The sequence below is a fragment of the Ruegeria atlantica genome (assembly GCF_001458195.1).
Classification (GTDB): domain Bacteria; phylum Pseudomonadota; class Alphaproteobacteria; order Rhodobacterales; family Rhodobacteraceae; genus Ruegeria; species Ruegeria atlantica.
The window spans coordinates 29869-50238 of record NZ_CYPU01000073.1; the positions used below are offsets into that span (position 1 = coordinate 29869).

A 20370-nucleotide genomic window follows, 5' to 3' on the forward strand; every position below is an offset into this window, starting at 1 on the left:
CTCAGTGTGAGAAAGGTTTTGAAATGCTCTATTGGTTGACCGCCCTGTCGGACGGAGGAGATTTTTTCAACCTCTTCCGCTATATCACGTTCCGCGCAGGCGGCGCCTTTTTGACCGCGCTGATTTTCGGTTTTCTCTTTGGCAAACCGCTGATCAACGTGCTGCGCAAAAAGCAGGGCAAGGGCCAGCCGATCCGGGATGATGGGCCCGAAGGGCATTTTTCGAAGGCGGGCACACCGACGATGGGCGGGCTGCTGATCGTGGGCGCGCTGATGACATCGACATTGATCTGGGCACGGTGGGACAATCCCTATGTCTGGATGGTTCTGTTTGTAACCCTGGCCTATGCGGCGATCGGGTTTGCTGATGACTATGCGAAGGTGTCGAAACAGAACACCAAGGGCGTTTCGGGTAAAATGCGTATGGCACTGGGGGTTATCATCGCAGTTCTGGCCTCGGCCTGGGCCACGCTGCACCATCCCGAGGCCCTGCAGAACCAGCTGGCGCTGCCCATTTTCAAGGATACACTGATCAATCTGGGCATGTTCTACATACCCTTCTCGATCGTCGTGATCGTAGGAGCGGCCAACGCTGTGAACCTGACCGATGGTCTGGATGGTCTGGCCATCATGCCGGCGATGATCGCGGCTTCGACGCTGGGAGTGATTGCCTATGCCGTTGGGCGGGTCGACTTTACCGAATATCTGGATGTCCATTACGTGCCCGGAACAGGTGAGATTTTCGTCTTTACCTCGGCCCTGTTCGGTGCCGGTCTTGGCTTCCTTTGGTACAACGCGCCACCAGCTGCGGTGTTCATGGGCGACACCGGATCGCTGGCGCTGGGAGGTGCATTGGGTGCCATCGCGGTAGCCACCAAACACGAACTGGTTTTGGCGATCGTGGGTGGTTTGTTCGTGGTCGAAGCGCTGAGCGTGATCATCCAGGTGCTGTATTTCAAACGTACTGGACGTCGGGTGTTCCTGATGGCGCCGATCCATCACCACTATGAGAAAAAGGGCTGGGCAGAGCCGACGATCGTGATCCGGTTCTGGATCATCTCGCTAATCCTGGCAATGATCGGTCTGGCAACGCTGAAAGTCCGGTAACGCTCCCGTCAGGCTCGGCGGACCTGCGGTCCACCTGTCACCTGTTGGGCCGGCTCGCACTGACGCGCGAGCCTTTTGCCACCCTTGCCATCGGTGATTTCTTCGGTGCAGTGTGGCGGCCAAATTTAAGTCAATAAAAGGTAGGCAGTATGATCCCGGTCAAAGGGTTTTCAGGGCAGAAGGTTGCGGTTCTGGGGCTTGGCCGGTCGGGGCTGGCCACGGCGCGTGCCCTGCAGGCAGGTAAAGCTGAGCCTGTGTGTTGGGATGACAATCCTGCCGCCCGGGAAGTGGCTGAGGCTGAAGGGTTCGTCTGTGCCGATCTGCGCCGTCATGGAGCGTTTGACGATATCGCCACGCTGATCGTTTCGCCCGGTATTCCTCATCTCTATCCTGACCCCAATCCAATTGTGGCTGCGGCGCTTGAGGCCGGTGTCCCGGTCGATAACGACATCGGGCTGTTTTTCCGATCCTTTGCAGGGCCTGAGTGGAACAATTATGACTCTCCGCCGCGTGTGATCGCGGTGACCGGGTCGAACGGGAAATCGACCACCGCGGCTTTGATCCACCATATCCTGACCGAAGCCGGGCGCGAGGCACAGCTAGCGGGTAATATCGGGCGTGGTGTGCTGGATATTGATCCGGGCGGTGACGGTTCGGTGGTTGTGTTGGAGTTGTCCAGCTATCAAACAGAACTGGCCCGCGCCCTGACGCCGGATGTGGCCGTTTTCACCAACCTGTCGCCCGACCATCTTGACCGCCACGGCGGGATGGGGGGCTATTTCGCGGCCAAGCGTCGGTTGTTCGCCGAGGGCGGACCGGATCGCGCCGTGATTGGCCTTGATGAAAAAGAGGGCGCGTTTCTGGCTGGTCAGTTGGCGGAGGGCCGCGCGGACGATCGGGTCATCCGGGTGTCGGTTGCGCGCAAACTGACGGGACCCGGATGGCAGGTGTTTGCCCGTAAAGGGTTCTTGTCGGAATACCGCAAGGGACGGCAAGCAGGTTCGATTGACCTGCGCGCAATCACGGGCCTTCCCGGCGCGCATAACCACCAAAACGCCTGTTCGGCTTATGCCGCCTGTCGCGCGCTTGGGCTGGCACCGCGCGTGATCGAAGACGCGCTGCACAGCTATCCGGGCCTGCCGCATCGCAGCCAGATCATCGCCGAAGTGGGTGGTGTTACTTATGTGAATGACTCAAAAGCCACCAATGTGGACAGCGCTCTCAAGGCGTTGAGCGCCTTCAGGAAGGTCCGCTGGGTCTGTGGGGGGCTTGAGAAGGAAGGCGGTGTCGCCGCTCTGAACGCAGCCGCAGACCAGGTGGTCAAAGCTTATGTCATTGGTCGCGAGGCCGCGAATTTCGCCATGCAACTTAAGGCCGATGCGCTGGTTTGCACCACTATGTCCGAGGCTGTTGAGCAAGCCATGAAGGATGCCCAACCCGGCGAGACCGTTCTGCTTGCGCCAGCCGCGGCCAGTTTCGACCAATACGACAATTTCGAGCAGCGCGGAGAGGACTTCGTAGCGGAAGTCAGGCAAAGGCTTCCGGAATAGCCATTTGCAATAGACCGCCGGTTGGGCCAAGCTGCGATGCTATCAGCTTGACGCGCCATCATTATTGGTTTTGCTTGCCTGCAAATTCAACACGAGGTTATGACTATGCCATTTCGTAAGTTTTCTCTGATCCTGCCTGCCATTCTCGTTGCCGGTGCCTGCACCAACACAGGTGCCAATTATCAACCAATCGTCGACGGCCCGATCGGCCCGAACTACAACGTAGACCTTCAGCAGTGCCAACAACTTGCGGCATCACAAGCCAGCGTTGATGGCTCTACAGCAGGAAACGCAGCGATAGGCGCGGCAGGTGCGGCGGCTGTAACCGGGATTGTTCAGGACAGCAGCGACAATCTGGGCCGTGCGGCAGTTGCCGGTGCGCTTGTTGGCGCCGGCGCTGACGTGATCAACAAAAACCAGAACAAAGAAGTAATCGTGCGCAACTGCATGCGCGGACGTGGCTACAACGTCGTCGGCTAACTCTGCCCGGCGATTGCAATTCCTGCGGCGTGGCCCGAGGACCACGCCCATTGGAAGTTGTAACCGCCCAGCCATCCGGTGACATCCACTGCTTCGCCAATCGCATAGAGGCCGGGGACATCCCTGGCCTCCATCGTTTTTGACGACAGGCTATCAGTGTCGATCCCGCCCAGCGTCACCTCGGCTGTACGATACCCTTCGGTGCCCGAGGGGGTAAGCTGCCAGTCGGACAGGGCTGCGATCAGGTCCGACAGCGCGGAATCCGACTGATCGGCCAGATTGCCTGGCATGGGGATATGATGGTTCAGGTACTCGACCAGACGCCCGGGCAGGTGGCGCGCCAGTTCCGTGGTCAGCGCCTTGCGTCCGCCGCTTTGCCGCTGATCCCGCAGCAAATCAAACAGCGGCAGATCCGGGATCAGGTTTACGCGGACCGCCTCGCCTTCGCGCCAATAGGAAGACAATTGCAGAACCGATGGTCCACTAAGCCCGCGATGGGTGAACAGCAGAGCCTCGTCAAAGCTGGTCCGGTCATTCGACAGCCGCGCGGGTAGGGATACGCCAGACAGGTCCTTGAATTTACCATCCGAAAACGTAAACGGCACGAGTGCGGCCCGCGTTTCGGTTATCGTTAGTCCGAACTGGCGTGCAATGTCATAGGCCAGCCCGGTCGCCCCCATCTTTGGGATCGACTTGCCGCCAGTGGCCAGCACGAGGTTGGTGCAGCTCAGGTTGTGCCGCTGCCCTTCACGTTCGAGGTCCACAGCAAATCCGCCATCGGTCTTGCGCAGGTCTTTTACGTCGGTCCGAATCCACAATTCGGCCCCGGCACGCTCGATCTCATCCAGCAACATCTGAATGATCTGCTTTGACGATCCGCCGCAGAACAGTTGCCCCAGCGTTTTCTCATGCCACGCGATACCGTGTCGGCCGACCAGATCAATGAAATCCCATTGCGTGTATCGCGCCAGCGCGGATTTGCAGAAATGTGGGTTCTGCGACAGGAAATTTCCCGGTCTCGCATGCATGTTGGTGAAGTTGCAGCGCCCACCGCCGGAGATGCGGATTTTCTCACCCGGAGCCTTCGCGTGGTCGATCACCAGAACGCGCCCGCCGCAATGGGCGGCGCACATCATACCGGCTGCGCCGGCACCAAGGATGATCGTGTCATAGGTCATGCGCGGGTGGATGGCGTTGTTTGGACGGGATGGCAAGGGGTGGGTTTAAATCCGAGAAATCGAAGTGACCGCAAATCCATCCCTAGTAAACGCGCGGGTTGAATTCCTAGGATGCCCGTGGAAACACTGCCACGATGACGAATGCTTGGTCCTGCGCTTTGCACGCCAAATACAGGAAAAGAAACCGCTAAACACATGAAATGTTACATAGTTTGTCACGGTTACGGGCCGACCTACAGTACGGTCGGCTGGATGGCTGAAAAAGACGGGCCGTATATCCACAAGCGCAACAGGAACTGGGACAAATGGGCTCCGATGGAGGATTTGCAGTACCAAACCGGGGGAAACACTTGGCAAGCAGCGGGCCCTCTGACAGACGAAACTGTCGAACGCCTAAAGGACTTCTGGATCGGTACTGGTAGCGATGAGCCGCTGAACGACAGCCACGTGATTGGTGCGCCGGACACGCAACCTTGGATTGACACGGTCGTCGATCAAATTTTTGTCGATGCGATGTCCGCATTTGATGATCGGCTGTTCAGTTTCGTCCAGCACGAGAAAGTCTGGGACAGAGGGCGCGATTGCCCGCCTTGGGATGGGGCATTTTACATTGCGACGCTTTTACCGCTACGCCCATCCTTTGATTTGCAACATTCGGACTTGTTGCCCAGCACTGATGTCGCCGAACGGTATAGGGGCAGCCACAGTTCTTCTGGCGCAAGGCGCGCCGTGAAACTGAGTGCCACATTGGAAACTCCAATCTGGCGCGATGCTTATACGCGTGAAGTCATGTGTACCGAGGAAGCACGTGCTGCTTTGGAGGTTATTGGCATCAAGGAATGGTGGTTTATGCCCTGTGACCTCATCGAAGACCGACATTAAAACCCTGCTGTTCAGAATTGGGCGCCAAAATGCTGAACGGCATGTCATCCTACTAGCCCAAACGCAAAAATGCCTGTAGACTCTCAATCAGATCCCGAAAAACGGGACGTTAACGAGGCAGATAGTGGCGGTATCTCATGACTGAGATGGTGTATGGCGCGGTCCAGGACCAGCGCGGAGAACCGATTCTTCCGAAATGGTGGCGGACGATTGATCGCTGGACGATGTCCTGCGTTCTGATCCTGTTTGTCATCGGATTGTTGCTGGGGCTGGCCTCATCACCACCGCTGGCAGGGCGCAACGGGTTTGATCCGTTCCACTATGTCGAACGGCAGGCGCTGTTCGGCGGACTGGCGCTGATTGCGATGCTGCTGACGTCGATGATGTCGCCGACACTGGTGCGCCGATTGGCAGTACTAGGGTTCCTTGCCTCGTTTGTGGCGCTGGCCTTTCTGCCTGTCTTCGGAACGGATTTCGGAAAAGGGGCGGTGCGCTGGTACTCGCTGGGCTTTGCATCTTTGCAGCCGTCGGAATTTCTGAAACCCGGATTTGTCGTCGTGGCCGCGTGGCTACTGGCTGCGTCGCAACAGATCAACGGCCCTCCAGGTCGGTTGTGGTCATTTGCGCTGTGTATTGCGATTGTGGCGATGCTGGTTTTGCAACCGGACTTCGGTCAGGCCTGCCTGATCCTGTTTGGATGGGGTGTGATGTACTTTGTGGCCGGTGCGCCGATGCTGCTGTTGGTTGGTATGGCGGGCGTCGTTGTCCTGGGGGGTATGTTCGCCTATTCGAATTCGGAACACTTTGCCCGCCGTATTGATGGCTTCCTGAACCAGGAGGTCGACCCTACCACCCAGCTTGGCTATGCCACGAACGCCATCCGTGAAGGCGGTCTGTTCGGTGTCGGCGTGGGTGAGGGACAGGTGAAGTGGTCCTTGCCAGATGCCCATACGGATTTCATCATCGCCGTGGCGGCCGAGGAATACGGGCTGATCCTGGTGCTGATCATCATCGCGCTTTATTCACTGATCGTTGTACGCTCGCTTCTGCGGCTGATGCGCGAGCGCGATATGTTCATCCGTCTGGCCGGGACCGGTCTGGCCTGCATGTTTGGCGTTCAGGCCATGATCAACATGGGTGTGGCTGTGCGACTGCTGCCCGCCAAGGGCATGACGCTGCCCTTTGTCAGCTATGGTGGGTCGTCGCTGATTGCGGGCGGCATCGCTGTAGGAATGCTGCTGGCCTTCACCAGAAGCCGCCCACAGGGCGAACTTGGCGATATTCTACGCGGAAGAGGATAATGGGGAAACCTTACCTGTTGATTGCGGCTGGCGGCACCGGGGGCCATATGTTCCCGGCGCAGGCGTTGGCCGAAGCGATGCTGAGTAAAGGCTGGCGCGTGCGCCTGTCCACGGATGAGCGTGGCGCGCGCTACACAGGCGCCTTTCCGCAAACGGTCGAGATTGTCGAGGTCGCCTCTGCCACCTTCGCGCGTGGCGGACTGGCGGCTAAGGCAATGGTCGGCCCTAGGATTGCCGGCGGTGTCAGCAGCATGGCATTCCAGATGATGCGGGACAAACCGGACGTTGTCGTGGGCTTTGGCGGATACCCGTCGATCCCGGCTTTGGGGGCTGCGACGATGTTGAAAGTTCCGCGCATGATCCACGAACAGAATGGGGTTCTGGGGCGCGTGAACCAATTGTTTGCCACGCGTGTTGCCAACGTCGCCTGTGGTGTCTGGCCGACCGATCTGCCCGAAGGGGCCAATGGAATCCACACCGGAAACCCGGTCCGCGCCGCCGTGCTTGAGCGCGAGGCCGCAGGTTACATCCCGCCGGGCGACTATCCTATGTCTATTCTGGTTATGGGCGGCAGTCAGGGCGCGCGCATTCTCAGCGATATTGTCCCTGGCGCGATTGCTGCCTTGCCTGACGACCTGCGCAGCCATATCCGAGTCGCACATCAGGCCCGCGACGAAGACGGGGAACGTGTTGCGGCGTTCTATGCCGAACATGGCATCCGGGCCGAGGTCAAACCTTTTTTCGACGACGTTCCGCGTCGCATGTCGGATGCACAACTTGTCATCAGCCGGTCCGGCGCATCCAGTGTGGCGGATATCTCGGTCATCGGACGTCCATTGATCCTGATCCCGTTTGCCGCCGCAGCAGGCGACCATCAGACCGCTAATGCGCGAGGATTGGTTCAGGCAGGCGGCGCGATCATGATCCCGGAAAACGCACTTGACGTTCCCGCCCTTGCAGAGCAAATCAGCGCCGTTCTTACCAACCCCGAAGCCGCCCAAAAGATGGCCCATGCCGCCCTCTCGACCGGTGCGCCCGACGCGACTGAACGTCTGACGGCCCTTGTCGAACAACTGGCGCAGAAGGAGACCACATGAATCCCGCAACCAAACTGCCGCAAGACGTAGGGTCGATTCACTTTGTGGGGATCGGCGGGATTGGGATGTCGGGCATTGCCGAGGTTTTGCTGAACCTCGGTTACCGCGTGCAGGGGTCCGACCTGAAGGCGTCCAAGATCACTGATCGTCTTGCGAGCCTTGGGGCTGAGATATTTGTCGGCCAGCGTGCCGAAAACCTTGAAAACGCGGCCGTTGTCGTGGTGTCGACCGCGATCAAGCCTGGCAACCCCGAGCTGGACGGCGCCCGAGCGCAAGGCCTGCCGGTTGTTCGTCGCGCCGACATGCTGGCCGAGCTGATGCGCCTGAAATCCAACATCGCCATTGCCGGAACCCACGGCAAGACCACCACGACCACCATGATGGCAGAGCTGATGGTGGCCGGCGATTTCGATCCGACCGTCATCAATGGCGGCATCATCCACGCCTACGGTTCGAACGCACGGATGGGGCAGGGTGAATGGATGGTGGTCGAGGCCGACGAATCCGACGGTTCGTTCAACCGACTGCCGGCGACCATTGCCATTGTTACGAATATCGACCCCGAGCATATGGAGCATTGGGGTGACTTCGACCAACTGCGCGACGGGTTCTACGAGTTCGTATCAAACCTGCCATTCTACGGTCTGTCTGTGTGCTGCACGGACCACGCCGAAGTGCAGACGTTGGTTGGACGTATCACCGACCGCCGTGTCCGGACCTATGGGTTCAACGCGCAGGCCGATGTGCGCGCCTTGAACCTGACCTACAAGGGCGGCATTGCGCATTTCGACATCCACCTTCAGTACGAAGACAAGGTGATCGAAGGTTGCACATTGCCGATGCCCGGCGACCACAATGTCTCGAACGCGCTGTCTGCAGTGGCCGTTGCCCGCCATCTGGGCATGAAGGCCACTGAAATCCGCGATGCGCTGGCCAATTTCGGTGGCGTCAACCGCCGCTTCACCAAAGTCGGAGAGGTCGATGGAGTTACCATCATCGACGATTACGGCCACCACCCGGTAGAAATCGCAGCCGTTCTAAAAGCCGCGCGTCAGGCAACCGACGGGCGCGTTATCGCCGTGCACCAACCGCACCGGTACTCGCGCCTGTCCAATCTGTTTGACGATTTCTGCACCTGCTTCAATGACGCGGACGTTGTCGCCATCGCCGATGTTTTCTCTGCCGGAGAGGACCCGATCGAAGGAGCCAGTAGAGATGATCTGGTGCAGGGCCTGATCCGTCACGGCCACCGCCACGCGCGTGCATTGCTGAACGAAAACGATCTGGAGCGCCTTGTGCGCGAACAGGCCCGCCCCGGCGACATGGTCGTCTGTCTCGGCGCTGGTACGATCAGCACTTGGGCCAACGGGCTGCCAGAAAGGCTGCGACAAAAGCAAGCCGTTTGATGGAGTGGACTCTCTAGCATTGCAACTTTAAAGTGTGATGTTGCAGTTGCAGCAATGATCGTCCTCGGAGGGGCAGTTGGTATATTCAGTGCTTTTTGCTGGCTTGTGGGTTTTGGCCTCAACGGTCGTGGCTATGCTGCCGATGCGCCTTCAATTTCCGCCGGGCGTTGCGCTGTTCATTTCTGCACCTGCGCTGATCGTCTGGTTAGGCCATGACTTTGGCTGGTTTTTTTCGGTGCTGGCCTTTGCGGCCTTTGCATCCATGTTCCGCAATCCCATCCGGTATTACTGGCGTCGCTGGACCGGGCAGGAGGTCGAGGAATGAACTGGTCAATCGCCCTTGCTGCTCTATGGGGAATTTCCGCGAATGTGCTGGCAATGATTCCCAGTAAGGACAACCATTGGACACGTGCGTATATCCTGATCGCCGTAGGTATCCCGATCCTGGGCTACGTAACCCTGCAAAACGGCCCCTGGATCGGTTTGCTCGTTCTGGCGGCAGGTATGTCGGTGTTACGGTGGCCGATCATTTATCTGGGGCGGTGGGTACGGCGTTTGGTGCGATAAAAATTGGCGTTGTTTGCTATCTTTTTGGATATCTTGGTCATAGTCTGGATAATCGCCTGCGTTTCGATCGGCTGGGCAGTCAGGACGCGGGCTTTCACAAAATCACTGATGATAGTGATGTTTCTGTGCGGCCTGTGGCTTTTCGTCGGTATCCCTGTGGCTTTTCGTCGGTATCGGAGTGCGGGAAATTACCACCAAGGCACTGGCGTTGACTGCCGCGCTCTTGCTATATGGCAAAGCCGCTTTTGTGGTGGGGCGGTGCAGCAGATGGGTATTTGAAAAATGGCGGACATGACCACAGCCACGGAAGTGCCGGAGGCACGGGGCAAGCTAAGCGCAGACCGATTGTTGGCTGACCTCACCTGGCTTCGTGTTGGCGGCCCGGCTGATTGTTTGTTCCAGCCTGCAGATACAAAAGACCTTCAGGACTTTCTACGTGCTTTGCCCGATGATGTGCCGGTTTTTCCGATGGGCGTCGGGTCAAACCTGATCGTCCGCGACGGAGGCTTGCGCGCCATGGTGATCCGTCTGGGGCGCGGTTTCAACGGCATTTCGGTCGAAGGCAACTCCGTTACCGCCGGAGCAGCCGCGTTGGATGCGCATGTGGCGCGCAAGGCGGCGGATGAGGGTGTGGACCTGACCTTTTTGCGTACCATCCCGGGCTCAATTGGCGGCGCGGTGCGGATGAACGCAGGGTGTTATGGCAGCTACACGGCAGACGTGCTGCGCAAGGCGACCATTGTCACCCGGCAGGGAGAGCGTGTGGAACTGACTCCGGAAGACCTGAATTTTCGTTATCGCCAGTCCGATCTGCCCGAAGGCGCGGTACTAACCTCGGCCACTTTCGAAGGTCCATCCGGCGATCCGGAAGAGCTGCACGCCCGGATGTCCGCGCAGTTGCAAAAACGCGACGAAACCCAGCCGACCAAAGACCGAAGCGCCGGGTCAACCTTCCGCAACCCGGCAGGGTTTTCTTCGACCGGGCGGGCGGATGATGTGCACGACCTCAAGGCATGGAAGGTCATTGACGATGCGGGCATGCGCGGCGCGACGCGCGGCGGCGCACAGATGAGCGAGAAGCACTCGAATTTCCTGATCAATACCGGTGATGCCTCTGCCGCGGACCTCGAAGGTCTGGGCGAAGAGGTGCGAAAAAAGGTTTACGAAACAAGCGGCGTCACGCTAGAGTGGGAAATCATGCGGGTCGGTGATCCGTTGACAGAATAAAACCCTGACCGTCAGACCATAACAGGCAAATTAAGGCGACGGATCAAGGAGATAAACGCAGTGCGGACCACCACATAAGGTCCGGGGACATTGAGGCGCACGTTGGGTATGTCGAGCAGGACAAACCCCAAAGTGGCGGTATTGATGGGTGGACCCTCGAAGGAACGCGAGGTGTCTCTCAGCTCTGGGCGCGAATGCGCGGCCGCCCTTTTGGGAGAAGGCTTTGAAGTAGTTGAGCTGGACGCAGGTCCTGACCTCTATGCGCGCCTTTTGGAAATCAAACCGGACGTTGTGTTTAACGCCCTGCATGGCCGCTGGGGTGAGGATGGCTGCGTTCAGGGTCTGCTGGAATGGATGCGCATTCCGTATACGCACTCTGGTGTTCTGGCCTCGGCGCTGGCGATGGACAAGCAGCGCAGCAAAGAGGTGTTTGAGGCCGAGGGCCTACCCGTTGTTGCCAGCGTGATCGTACCAAAGGTTGAGGTAGTTAAGGTTCATGTGATGGAGCCCCCTTACGTGGCCAAGCCCAACAACGAAGGCTCCAGCGTTGGAATCTACATCGTGCATGAAGGGTCTAATGGCCCTCCGCAACTGTCGCATGAAATGCCCGATCAGGTGATGGTCGAGAAATACATCGCCGGACGCGAGTTGACTGTAACGGTGATGAACGACAAGGCCGTAACGGTTACCGAGATCATGACCGATGGCGGTTGGTACGATTATGACGCCAAGTATAAGCCCGGCGGATCGTGGCATGTTTTGCCCGCTGACGTACCGACCGAGATATTTGACCTGTGCATGGACTACGCATTGCGCGCTCATTCTGCGCTGGGATGCAAGGGCGTAAGCCGTACGGATTTCCGCTGGGATGACAGTATGGGTGCCGATGGGCTTTTCCTTCTCGAGACCAACACTCAGCCCGGCATGACGCCGACGTCCCTGGTGCCTGAACAGGCCGCACATCTGGGGATGAGTTTCGGGCAGCTTTGCGCCTGGATGGTGGAGGACGCATCGTGCGACCGCTAAGAGCCACCCGAGCGCCTGTGGTTCACCGGCCCAAACAAATGACCGGTCCCGATGCAGATTTCGAATCCGGCGCACATACCGGAGCCGAACCCAAATTGCGGCTGCGTGGTATGTTTGGTGGCAAGGGCGATCGCCTCGACCCAGCCCCGTCTCGTCTCAGCTACCGCCTGCAGCGCTGGATGCTGACGCGGGGCGTTCGGCGCAGCCTTAAGATTGGCCTGCCGGTGTTTGCCGTTTGCGCCGCAATTGGCATCTATTTCGGCTCGCAAGAGCGTCGCGATGCGGTTGTGGCCTATGTCATCGACATCAAAACCTCGATTCAGCAACGGCCAGAGTTCATGGTCAATCTGATGGCCATTGACGGGGCAGGGACCAACCTGTCCGAGGATATTCGTGAGGTCGTGCCGCTGGATTTCCCTGTCAGCTCATGGGATCTGGATGTTGAGCAAATCCGCGACACGATTACCGGGCTGAATCCGGTCAAATCCGCCACGGTACGGGTGCGCCTGGGCGGCATTCTGCAGGTGGATGTAGTCGAGCGTCAGCCCGTCATCGTCTGGCGTACGCGGAACGGGATCGAATTGCTGGATGAGACCGGCGCGCATGTGGAACGCATCGCGTCGCGCAAGGATCACTCTAATTTACCTCTGATCGCGGGCAAAGGTGCAGACGGTCACGTGGGTGAGGCGCTTGAATTGCTGACAACCGCCCGCAGCCTGGGCGGCCGTGTGCGAGGGCTGGTCCGGATTGGTGAGCGTCGCTGGGACCTGGTTATGGACCGCGGCCAGCGCATCATGTTGCCGACCGAGCGCCCCGTACGCGCGTTGGAACGTGTTCTGGCCGTGAATGAGGTGCAGGACCTTTTGGAACGTGACGTGGCGGTAGTCGACATGCGCCTTGGGCAACGTCCGACAATAAGAATGACCAAAGCTGCCAGCGAAGACTGGTGGAATACAAAAGTGACAGTGGGTAGCGAGCAGTAACGACCATGATGACCGATCTTTATCAGTCCCAGCGCGCCATGCGGCAGATGCGCAGACAAGCCATGCAGCGCGGTGTTGTCGCCATTCTCGATGTTGGCAGCTCCAAGATTGCCTGTCTTGTACTTCGCTTTGACGGGACCGGCCGCCTGAGCGAGGACAACACCATCGGGTCGATGGCCGGGCAGACCGGCTTTCGTGTGATTGGTGCTGCGACCACACGGTCGCGGGGCGTTCAATTTGGCGAAGTCACCGCCATGCAGGAAACCGAACGGGCGATCCGAACCGCCCTGCAGGCGGCGCAAAAGATGGCTGATATCCGGGTCGATCACGTGATCGCGAGTTTCTCGGGTGCGAACCCGCGCTCTTACGGGTTAGATGCGCAGGTCGATCTTGAGGGGCAGGTCGTGACGGAGGCCGAAGTTGGCCGAGTACTGAACGCCTGTGACGTGCCGGACTACGGGGCAGGGCGCGAGGTGTTGCATGCCCAACCGGTAAACTTCGCCTTGGACAACCGCTCAGGACTGATCGACCCGCGCGGCCAAATGGGGCAGAGCCTAGCCGTCGACATGCACATGTTGACGGTCGACGCGACCGCGATCCAGAACATTGTGCGCTGCATCAAACGCTGCGATCTGGAATTGGCCGGAATTGCAAACTCGGCCTATGTGTCTGGTGTTTCCGCCTTGGTCGAGGATGAACAGGAGCTGGGCGCGGCCTGTATTGACATGGGTGGTGGCACGACCAGCGTGTCGATCTTTATGAAAAAGCACATGATTTACGCCGACTGCGTGCGCATGGGTGGGGATCATGTGACCTCGGACATTTCGATGGGGTTGGGTATTCCGGCCTCGGTGGCAGAACGGATCAAAACCTTTAACGGCGGTGTTCACGCAACTGGCGCGGATGATCGGGACCTGATCGACATCGGCGGGGATACTGGCGACTGGGAACATGATCGCCGCACCGTCAGCCGTGCTGAACTGATCGGGATCATGCGCCCCCGCGTCGAGGAAATCCTTGAAGAAGTGCGCGTTCGTCTGGATGCGGCCGGGTTCGAGCATATGCCCAGCCAGCAGATTGTCCTGACCGGTGGTGGCAGTCAGATCATGGGTCTGGACGGCCTGGCGACCCGCATCCTTGGGCAGCGTGTCCGCCTTGGCCGGCCGCTGCGTGTGCATGGTCTACCGCAATCGGCGACCGGGCCGGGGTTCTCGTCCGCAGTGGGGCTCAGCCTGTTTGCAGCGCACCCGCAGGACGAATGGTGGGACTTTGAAATCCCTGTCGACACCTATGCCGCGCGCCCGTTCAAGCGGGCCGTGCGTTGGTTCCGTGACAATTGGTAAGCTAGGGGTCGCAGCGCTGCTGGCCCTGACACCGCTGACCGCTCAGGCGCAAACCCGGATCACCCCTGAGGCATTTCTGGATGCGGTTCTGGGCAAAACCGTCGACTTTCATGACTTTCGCAGCGGCGACCTTGTTGGCACCGAAGAATTTCTCAGCTCCACCGTTTCGGTTTGGCGCCGTGAAGGAAGAGGGTGCGTTTATGGGCATATCACAACGCCGAACGGCCAAATCTGTTTTTTCTATGATGATGCCGTCGAAGGGCCAGCGGTGTGTTGGTGGCCTTTCGAATATAAGGGCAAGTTGATGGTGCGACTGGCCACTTTTGCGGACAGCGAAATCCAGGAGGTGCGCAGCATCACCGAGGACGGTTTGAATTGTCCAAGTGCCCCGATCAGCTAAAGAAATGGGTTGCAGCTGACTCGTTTATCCCGCAAGATATCCACAAGGCCCGACAGAGGCCCGCGGCAGGACCTGAGCAGTTTTCCGCAGTTTGACAGTTTATGAGTCCCTTTGGTGATGCGTCGGTTGAGTGCCGCGCGCAAATCGCCTGTTTTGTGCTACATTGAGTTCTTTACGCAACATCTGGCGGTATTTGCGAAATACTGCCGGTCAGCGCCTTATTTCCTCCATATTTTGTGGAATTGCGTGATTTTTGGCGTGACGTTTGCCGTTTCAAACGGTAGGATTGTTAGTGGATAGGTAAGAAAAACACCGCTTTGGCGGGAACAAAAAAACAGGCGGACAGAGCATGACATTGAATCTTTCGATGCCCGGGCACGACGAACTGAAGCCTCGGATCACAGTATTTGGCGTTGGTGGTGCAGGCGGCAACGCTGTCAACAACATGATTGAGAAACAGCTGGACGGCGTCGATTTTGTGGTCGCCAACACCGATGCGCAGGCACTGCAACAAAGCCAGTCCTCGGCACGGGTTCAACTGGGCGTGAAAGTCACCGAAGGTCTGGGGGCAGGGGCCCGTCCGACCGTGGGTGCGGCAGCAGCCGAAGAAAGCATTGAACAGATCGTTGATCACCTGGCTGGCGCGCATATGTGCTTCATCACCGCCGGTATGGGCGGCGGCACCGGGACGGGTGCGGCCCCGATTATCGCGCAAGCTGCGCGGGAACTAGGCGTTCTGACCGTTGGCGTTGTAACCAAGCCCTTCCAGTTTGAGGGTGCCAAGCGGATGCGTCAGGCCGAAGACGGCGTTGAGATGCTGCAAAAGGTCGTCGACACTCTGATTATCATCCCGAACCAGAACCTGTTCCGTCTGGCCAACGAAAAGACCACCTTTACCGAGGCGTTCTCGATGGCGGACGATGTTCTCTATCAGGGCGTTAAAGGGGTGACCGATCTGATGGTCCGTCCGGGCCTGATCAACCTCGACTTTGCAGACGTTCGCGCCGTGATGGACGAGATGGGCAAAGCGATGATGGGAACGGGCGAGGCCACCGGCGAAGATCGCGCGGTTCAGGCCGCCGAGAAGGCGATCGCCAACCCGCTGCTGGACGAAATCAGCCTCAAGGGTGCCAAGGGCGTTCTGATCAACATCACCGGCTCGCACGACCTGACCCTGTTCGAACTGGACGAAGCCGCTAACCGCATCCGCGAAGAAGTGGACCCCGAGGCGAACATCATCGTTGGTTCGACTCTGGATACCGTGATGGAAGGCGGCATGCGCGTATCGGTTGTAGCGACCGGTATCGATGCCAGTGAAAAGCAGGAAGATGTCCCCGTCGCGCGCCGTTCAATGTCGGCACCGCTGACCCGCACCGTTTCGGCAGAAGAGTCGGTGCAGGAAGAGGCTCCGGTTGCTGCGGAAGTCGCTGAGCACGCGCCGCAACAAGATATGATCCGCGAACCCTCGCTGTTTGAAGCGCCGGAAGAGCCTGCACAGCCGCAGTTCCAGTCGCGCGCCCGGCAGGATGATGATGGTCTGCCTCCGCCGGCCTATCAGCCGCGCGTTGCCGAATTCGAGCCGACCCCCGAACCGGTTGAGCCTGCGTCCGAAAACTATGTCGCGCCGCAGCCTCAACCGGCAGCGGGAACACCGTCGCCCGAGGCGCTGCAGCGCTTGCAGGCCGCCGTTCAGAACGTTCCGCCGTCCGAGCGGAGCCCTTCGATGGCCCGCCCTGCAACGCCGCAGCCAACCCCTGTACCGCAGGAAGAAGCGCATGATCGTCCCCGGTTTGGCTTTAACCGATTGATCGACCGGATGACCGGTCACGCGGCAGATACTCCGGCGCAACCACCGCGTCAGCAGCCCGTTATGCGCCAATCTGACGCTACGGCACCTGCACGGGATGAGGTCGACCCCGAACAGGACCGGATCGAAATTCCAGCCTTTTTGCGGCGCCAGGCCAACTGATCGCGGTAACAAAATGAATGCAGAGGGTCGCCAAATGGCGACCCTTTTCTTTTGTTTTACAGATGTTTAAGGAAGTGTGAGCAGGGATTTGCCGATCTGTCACATACATGTTTCATTCGGTTGCAAAGAGTGAGTTGAGCCTTGACGCCGCCTTCCTTAACTGAGTGTCCAACACGGCCAAACGAGGCCGGACACCACTCTTCGAGGTTCACCTTGCAACATACGCTCAAATCTCCGGTCACGTTTACAGGCGTCGGACTGCATAGCGGTAAGCCTGCGACGATGGTCCTGAAACCGGCGGCCGCCGGTCACGGCATCTGGTTCAAACGGACGGATATTGAGCTGGGCAATGCCCTTGTCCCTGCGATCTATGACGTGGTCGAGCGCACCCCGTTGTGCACCCGCCTGATCAACGACGCAGGTGTGTCTGTGTCTACGGTTGAGCACATCATGGCCGCGTTGGCCGGTTGCGGAATACATAACGCGCTGATCGAAATTGATGGTCCCGAAGTTCCGATCATGGACGGGTCTTCGATTGATTTCGTTCGCGGTATCATGGCGAAGGGCGTGCGTCGCCAAGCCAGCCCGGTTCTGGCCTATGAGGTTCTTAAGCCGGTGACCGCTGCGCGCGAAGGTGCCAGCGCATCGATTGCGCCTGCAAATGGTCTGATCATCGATTTCCATATCGACTTCGAAGACGGTGCCATCGGCAGCCAGACCAAGACACTTGATATGCGCAACGGCTCGTTCGCACGTGAGCTGTGTGACTGCCGGACGTTCTGTCGCCGTACTGATGTTGAGGCGATGCGCGAAAACGGGCTGGCTTTGGGCGGTACGCTGGAAAATGCCGTCGTTGTTCAGGGTGATGAAGTCCTTACCCCGGGTGGTTTCCGCCACGCGGATGAGGCTGTGCGTCACAAGATGCTGGACGCCCTTGGTGACTTGTATTTGGCAGGCGGTCCGATCTTTGGTCACTTTACCGGTGACAAATCCGGGCATGCAATGACCAATACTCTGCTGCGCAAGCTGTTCGAAACACCGGGTGCCGTCCGTCCGGTCCTGTGTACGCCCGAACAGGCAGCCCGCCTTCCGGGGCAGGGCCTGGTCCGGGACGAAATCCCCGAAGTCGCCTGATTGGATCAACTCTGTCGACAATTCCGCGAACGGGCGCATAAGACGTTTTGCACCGGAATTTTATGTGCTAGACCTTGGCCTAAATCGGGGCTTAACCCCGTCAAGTAATACGACAAGGATAGGCGGAATGGTTGGCAGCAAAGCGGCAGTCAGGTTCGCAGGCGCGATTCTTCTGACAGCAGTTTTGACGGCGTGCGCTGGAAAAGGCGCAGACCGCAATCAGAACCTGGAAGGGTTCACTCCTGAACAGATTTTCACGCGCGGCGAATATGAGCTGTCGCAGAATCGTTCGGACGATGCGGCGTGGTATTTTTCAGAAGTTGAACGTCTGTATCCGTATTCCGATTGGGCCAAGCGCGCGCTGATCATGCAGGCGTTCTCATACCACTCGGACAAAAACTACGAAGAGAGCCGAGGCGCCGCACAACGGTACATCGACTTTTACCCGACGGACGAAGATGCGGCTTATGCCCAATATCTTCTGGCGCTCAGCTATTATGACCAGATTGACGAGGTCGGGCGCGATCAGGGCCTGACTTTTCAGGCGTTGCAATCGCTGCGCACAGTGATCGAGGTCTATCCGGATAGCGAATACGCGACCTCTGCGGTGTTGAAATTCGATCTGGCATTTGACCATCTGGCTGGCAAAGAGATGGAAATTGGACGCTATTATCTGCGCCAGGACCATTATACCGCAGCCATCAACCGGTTCCGTGTGGTGGTTGAAGATTTCCAGACCACATCTCATACCGCCGAAGCTCTGTACCGCTTGATTGAAGCCTATCTGGCACTGGGTCTTGCGGATGAGGCACAGTCGGCAGGGGCCATTCTTGGGTACAACTATCAATCGTCCGAATGGTACGATGCGGGCTATTCGTTGCTGACGTCACGCGGGTTGGATCTCAAGAGCCGTGGCAACAACTGGCTCAGCACGATCTACCGTCAGACCGTCAAAGGTGAGTGGTTGTAATCGCCATGGCCAATGGGGTGGGACGCTAAGACCCGATGCTGCGCGCCCTCGATATCCGTGACATGCTGATCATCGACCGGCTGGAACTGACGTTTCAGCCGGGCCTGAATGCGTTGACTGGTGAAACCGGTGCGGGCAAGTCGATTCTTCTGGATTCGCTAGGGTTTGTTCTGGGCTGGCGTGGCCGGGCTGAACTGGTCCGTCAGGGTGCCGCCCAGGGTGAAGTCGTGGCAGAGTTCGAATTAGACGAAGACCATCCTGCACATGCAATTCTGGCCGAGGCGGGCCTGCCCGGGGGAGAGGAACTGATCCTGCGGCGGGTGAATACGGCCGAGGGGCGCAAAACCGCGTGGGTCAATGATCGCCGTTGTTCGGGCGAGGTACTGCGCGCATTGTCCGAGACCCTGATCGAACTGCATGGTCAACACGATGATCGCGGCCTGTTGAACCCGCGCGGTCACCGGGCAATGCTGGATGATTACGCCGGCGCAGAACCCCAACTGGCAAAGGTGCGGTCGGCCTGGTCCGAGATGTCACGTGCGCGCAAAGCTCTTGCTCAAACGGAATCGACCCTTGCAGCGATGCGCGCGGAAGAGGAATTCCTGAGGCATTCGGTATCCGAGCTTGATCAGCTGGACCCGCAACCCGGCGAGGACGCCGAGCTCGATGCCCGCCGTCGCATGATGCAAGCGGCTGAGCGTATCCGGGATGATGTCGCTCGGGCTTTCTCTCTGCTTGGCGGGGACGGGGCTGAAAGCGCAATGGCGGACGCTGTGCGTTGGCTCGAAGGCGTCTCGGACAATGCCGGCGGCCAATTGGAGGCACCAATCGCGGCCCTGGGGCGCGCCCTGATCGAATTGGGTGAGGCGCAGGACGGTGTCGAGGCTTGTCTGCAGAAATTGGATTTCAATCCGGCGGAATTGGAACAGGCCGAAGAACGCCTGTTCGCCATCCGCGCACTGGCTCGTAAACATGATGTTGTACCTGATGAACTGGGAACCTTTGCCGAAACTTTGCGTGATCGTTTGAGCCGGCTTGACGCTGGCGACGCAGATCTGGCCGATCAGCGGGCAGCGGTAGACGCCGCTCAGACCGCATATGACGGCGCAGCGGCCAAGCTTAGTGCGGCGCGACAGAAGGCAGCCGGACAGCTGGATGCCGCCGTGATGACCGAACTCGCCCCGTTGAAGATGGAGCGCGCTGTGTTCCAAACCGAAGTTACAGCCGCGGATCCCGGTCCCGATGGAATTGACGCAGTAGCTTTCACAGTTGCCACCAACCCCGGCGCACCTTCTGGTCCGCTGAACAAAATCGCCTCGGGCGGCGAACTCAGTCGGTTTCTTCTGGCGCTCAAGGTCTGCCTGACCGGGGATGACAGCACGCGCACGATGATTTTTGATGAGATCGACCGGGGCGTTGGTGGTGCAACTGCCGATGCGGTCGGGCGGCGTCTGGCGTCGCTGGCGCAGGGCGGGCAGGTGCTGGTTGTGACGCACTCACCGCAGGTGGCGGCCCGCGCGGCGCATCACTGGCGGGTGCAAAAACACGTCACCGACGGGCAGACCCTTTCTACCGTTGTTCCGCTGGCCGAACCCGACCGCGTGGATGAAATTGCCCGTATGGTCGCAGGTGACACGATCACGGACGAAGCCCGCGCTGCCGCCCGGGCCCTTTTGCAGGCCTGAGGCAATTCTGCCGCTTTCGCGTGTTCAATCCGTCGCGATCCCACTTTTATAAGGGCGCTCCGTGGC

The 20370-nt window shown here is 58.9% G+C and carries 19 protein-coding genes; 18 read left to right on the forward strand and 1 reads right to left on the reverse strand.

All coding sequences use genetic code 11. The annotated features are described in order from the left end of the window. The first annotated feature begins 23 nt into the window (after positions 1–23). The 3 genes from mraY (at position 24) to RUA4292_RS22155 (ending at position 3136) form a co-directional block, all read left to right on the forward strand. Positions 24–1106 carry a phospho-N-acetylmuramoyl-pentapeptide-transferase gene (gene mraY, locus RUA4292_RS22145; RefSeq protein ID WP_058274330.1) on the forward strand — a complete coding sequence of 361 codons (1083 nt, stop codon included), beginning with the start codon at positions 24–26 and terminating at the stop codon, positions 1104–1106. A gap of 149 nt (positions 1107–1255) precedes the next feature. After that, positions 1256–2656 carry a UDP-N-acetylmuramoyl-L-alanine--D-glutamate ligase gene (murD, locus tag RUA4292_RS22150; protein ID WP_058279572.1) on the forward strand — a complete coding sequence of 467 codons (1401 nt, stop codon included), beginning with the start codon at positions 1256–1258 and terminating at the stop codon, positions 2654–2656. 105 nt (positions 2657–2761) lie between these two features. Further along, the gene (locus RUA4292_RS22155) at positions 2762–3136 is read left to right on the forward strand and encodes a glycine zipper family protein (protein ID WP_233493524.1); all 375 of its coding nucleotides are present in this window, start codon (positions 2762–2764) and stop codon (positions 3134–3136) included. On the opposite strand, the gene RUA4292_RS22160 is transcribed toward RUA4292_RS22155, so the two are convergent. After that, positions 3133–4314 carry a BaiN/RdsA family NAD(P)/FAD-dependent oxidoreductase gene (locus RUA4292_RS22160; RefSeq protein ID WP_058279573.1) on the reverse strand — a complete coding sequence of 394 codons (1182 nt, stop codon included), beginning with the start codon at positions 4312–4314 and terminating at the stop codon, positions 3133–3135. The two genes, RUA4292_RS22155 and RUA4292_RS22160, sit on opposite strands and share 4 nt — an antisense overlap. A 252-nt stretch (positions 4315–4566) precedes the next feature. On the opposite strand from RUA4292_RS22160, the gene RUA4292_RS22165 reads away from it, so the two are divergent. From RUA4292_RS22165 to recN, 15 genes are all read left to right on the forward strand, one after another. After that, a complete protein-coding gene (locus RUA4292_RS22165) occupies positions 4567–5196 on the forward strand; it encodes a hypothetical protein (RefSeq protein ID WP_058279574.1) in 630 nt (209 codons plus the stop codon). 137 nt (positions 5197–5333) lie between these two features. Then, positions 5334–6497, forward strand: a complete 1164-nt coding sequence (ftsW, locus tag RUA4292_RS22170; protein WP_058279575.1) for a putative lipid II flippase FtsW — start codon at positions 5334–5336, stop codon at positions 6495–6497. Beyond that, a complete protein-coding gene (locus RUA4292_RS22175) occupies positions 6497–7594 on the forward strand; it encodes a UDP-N-acetylglucosamine--N-acetylmuramyl-(pentapeptide) pyrophosphoryl-undecaprenol N-acetylglucosamine transferase (RefSeq protein WP_058279576.1) in 1098 nt (365 codons plus the stop codon). The genes ftsW and RUA4292_RS22175 overlap by 1 nt, the downstream gene beginning before the upstream one ends. Further along, positions 7591–9000, forward strand: a complete 1410-nt coding sequence (gene murC / locus RUA4292_RS22180; RefSeq protein ID WP_058279577.1) for a UDP-N-acetylmuramate--L-alanine ligase — start codon at positions 7591–7593, stop codon at positions 8998–9000. Before RUA4292_RS22175 ends, murC begins: the two co-directional genes overlap by 4 nt. Before the next feature lie 88 nt (positions 9001–9088). Further along, positions 9089–9325: a DUF2484 family protein gene (locus tag RUA4292_RS22185; RefSeq protein ID WP_306346079.1), complete on the forward strand. Its 237-nt coding sequence runs from the start codon at positions 9089–9091 to the stop codon at positions 9323–9325. After that, a complete protein-coding gene (locus RUA4292_RS22190) occupies positions 9322–9567 on the forward strand; it encodes a DUF2484 family protein (RefSeq protein ID WP_058279579.1) in 246 nt (81 codons plus the stop codon). Before RUA4292_RS22185 ends, RUA4292_RS22190 begins: the two co-directional genes overlap by 4 nt. 291 nt (positions 9568–9858) lie before the next feature. Further along, a complete protein-coding gene (gene murB, locus RUA4292_RS22200; RefSeq protein ID WP_058279662.1) occupies positions 9859–10794 on the forward strand; it encodes a UDP-N-acetylmuramate dehydrogenase in 936 nt (311 codons plus the stop codon). A gap of 102 nt (positions 10795–10896) precedes the next feature. Further along, positions 10897–11820: a D-alanine--D-alanine ligase gene (locus RUA4292_RS22205; protein WP_145975046.1), complete on the forward strand. Its 924-nt coding sequence runs from the start codon at positions 10897–10899 to the stop codon at positions 11818–11820. Next, positions 11808–12803, forward strand: a complete 996-nt coding sequence (locus RUA4292_RS22210; RefSeq protein WP_233493525.1) for a cell division protein FtsQ/DivIB — start codon at positions 11808–11810, stop codon at positions 12801–12803. The genes RUA4292_RS22205 and RUA4292_RS22210 overlap by 13 nt, the downstream gene beginning before the upstream one ends. 8 nt (positions 12804–12811) lie before the next feature. After that, entirely contained in the window at positions 12812–14146 is a 1335-nt protein-coding gene (gene ftsA / locus RUA4292_RS22215; protein WP_058279582.1) for a cell division protein FtsA, read from the forward strand. Then, positions 14133–14546 carry a hypothetical protein gene (locus RUA4292_RS22220; RefSeq protein WP_058279583.1) on the forward strand — a complete coding sequence of 138 codons (414 nt, stop codon included), beginning with the start codon at positions 14133–14135 and terminating at the stop codon, positions 14544–14546. The genes ftsA and RUA4292_RS22220 overlap by 14 nt, the downstream gene beginning before the upstream one ends. A 349-nt stretch (positions 14547–14895) precedes the next feature. Continuing rightward, positions 14896–16515: a cell division protein FtsZ gene (ftsZ, locus tag RUA4292_RS22225; protein ID WP_058279584.1), complete on the forward strand. Its 1620-nt coding sequence runs from the start codon at positions 14896–14898 to the stop codon at positions 16513–16515. Positions 16516–16728: 213 nt separating this feature from the next. Next, complete coding sequence (gene lpxC, locus RUA4292_RS22230) at positions 16729–17649, forward strand: UDP-3-O-acyl-N-acetylglucosamine deacetylase (protein WP_058279585.1); 921 nt, start codon at positions 16729–16731, stop codon at positions 17647–17649. A gap of 127 nt (positions 17650–17776) precedes the next feature. Further along, a complete protein-coding gene (locus tag RUA4292_RS22235) occupies positions 17777–18619 on the forward strand; it encodes an outer membrane protein assembly factor BamD (protein ID WP_058279586.1) in 843 nt (280 codons plus the stop codon). 35 nt (positions 18620–18654) lie between these two features. Continuing rightward, on the forward strand, positions 18655–20304 hold the full coding sequence (recN, locus tag RUA4292_RS22240; RefSeq protein ID WP_058279587.1) for a DNA repair protein RecN: 1650 nt from the start codon (positions 18655–18657) through the stop codon (positions 20302–20304). The last annotated feature ends 66 nt before the right edge of the window (positions 20305–20370 follow it).

Coding starts and splice junctions, on each gene's coding strand:
- RUA4292_RS22190 (WP_058279579.1), top strand. CDS start 9,322: ATGAACTGGTCAATCGCCCTTGCTGCTCTATGGGGAATTTCCGCGAAT.
- ftsA (WP_058279582.1), top strand. CDS start 12,812: ATGACCGATCTTTATCAGTCCCAGCGCGCCATGCGGCAGATGCGCAGA.
- RUA4292_RS22160 (WP_058279573.1), bottom strand. CDS start 4,314: ATGACCTATGACACGATCATCCTTGGTGCCGGCGCAGCCGGTATGATG.
- RUA4292_RS22165 (WP_058279574.1), top strand. CDS start 4,567: ATGGCTGAAAAAGACGGGCCGTATATCCACAAGCGCAACAGGAACTGG.
- recN (WP_058279587.1), top strand. CDS start 18,655: ATGCTGCGCGCCCTCGATATCCGTGACATGCTGATCATCGACCGGCTG.
- RUA4292_RS22235 (WP_058279586.1), top strand. CDS start 17,777: ATGGTTGGCAGCAAAGCGGCAGTCAGGTTCGCAGGCGCGATTCTTCTG.
- mraY (WP_058274330.1), top strand. CDS start 24: ATGCTCTATTGGTTGACCGCCCTGTCGGACGGAGGAGATTTTTTCAAC.
- ftsW (WP_058279575.1), top strand. CDS start 5,334: ATGACTGAGATGGTGTATGGCGCGGTCCAGGACCAGCGCGGAGAACCG.
- RUA4292_RS22155 (WP_233493524.1), top strand. CDS start 2,762: ATGCCATTTCGTAAGTTTTCTCTGATCCTGCCTGCCATTCTCGTTGCC.
- RUA4292_RS22175 (WP_058279576.1), top strand. CDS start 6,497: ATGGGGAAACCTTACCTGTTGATTGCGGCTGGCGGCACCGGGGGCCAT.
- murD (WP_058279572.1), top strand. CDS start 1,256: ATGATCCCGGTCAAAGGGTTTTCAGGGCAGAAGGTTGCGGTTCTGGGG.
- ftsZ (WP_058279584.1), top strand. CDS start 14,896: ATGACATTGAATCTTTCGATGCCCGGGCACGACGAACTGAAGCCTCGG.
- murB (WP_058279662.1), top strand. CDS start 9,859: ATGACCACAGCCACGGAAGTGCCGGAGGCACGGGGCAAGCTAAGCGCA.
- murC (WP_058279577.1), top strand. CDS start 7,591: ATGAATCCCGCAACCAAACTGCCGCAAGACGTAGGGTCGATTCACTTT.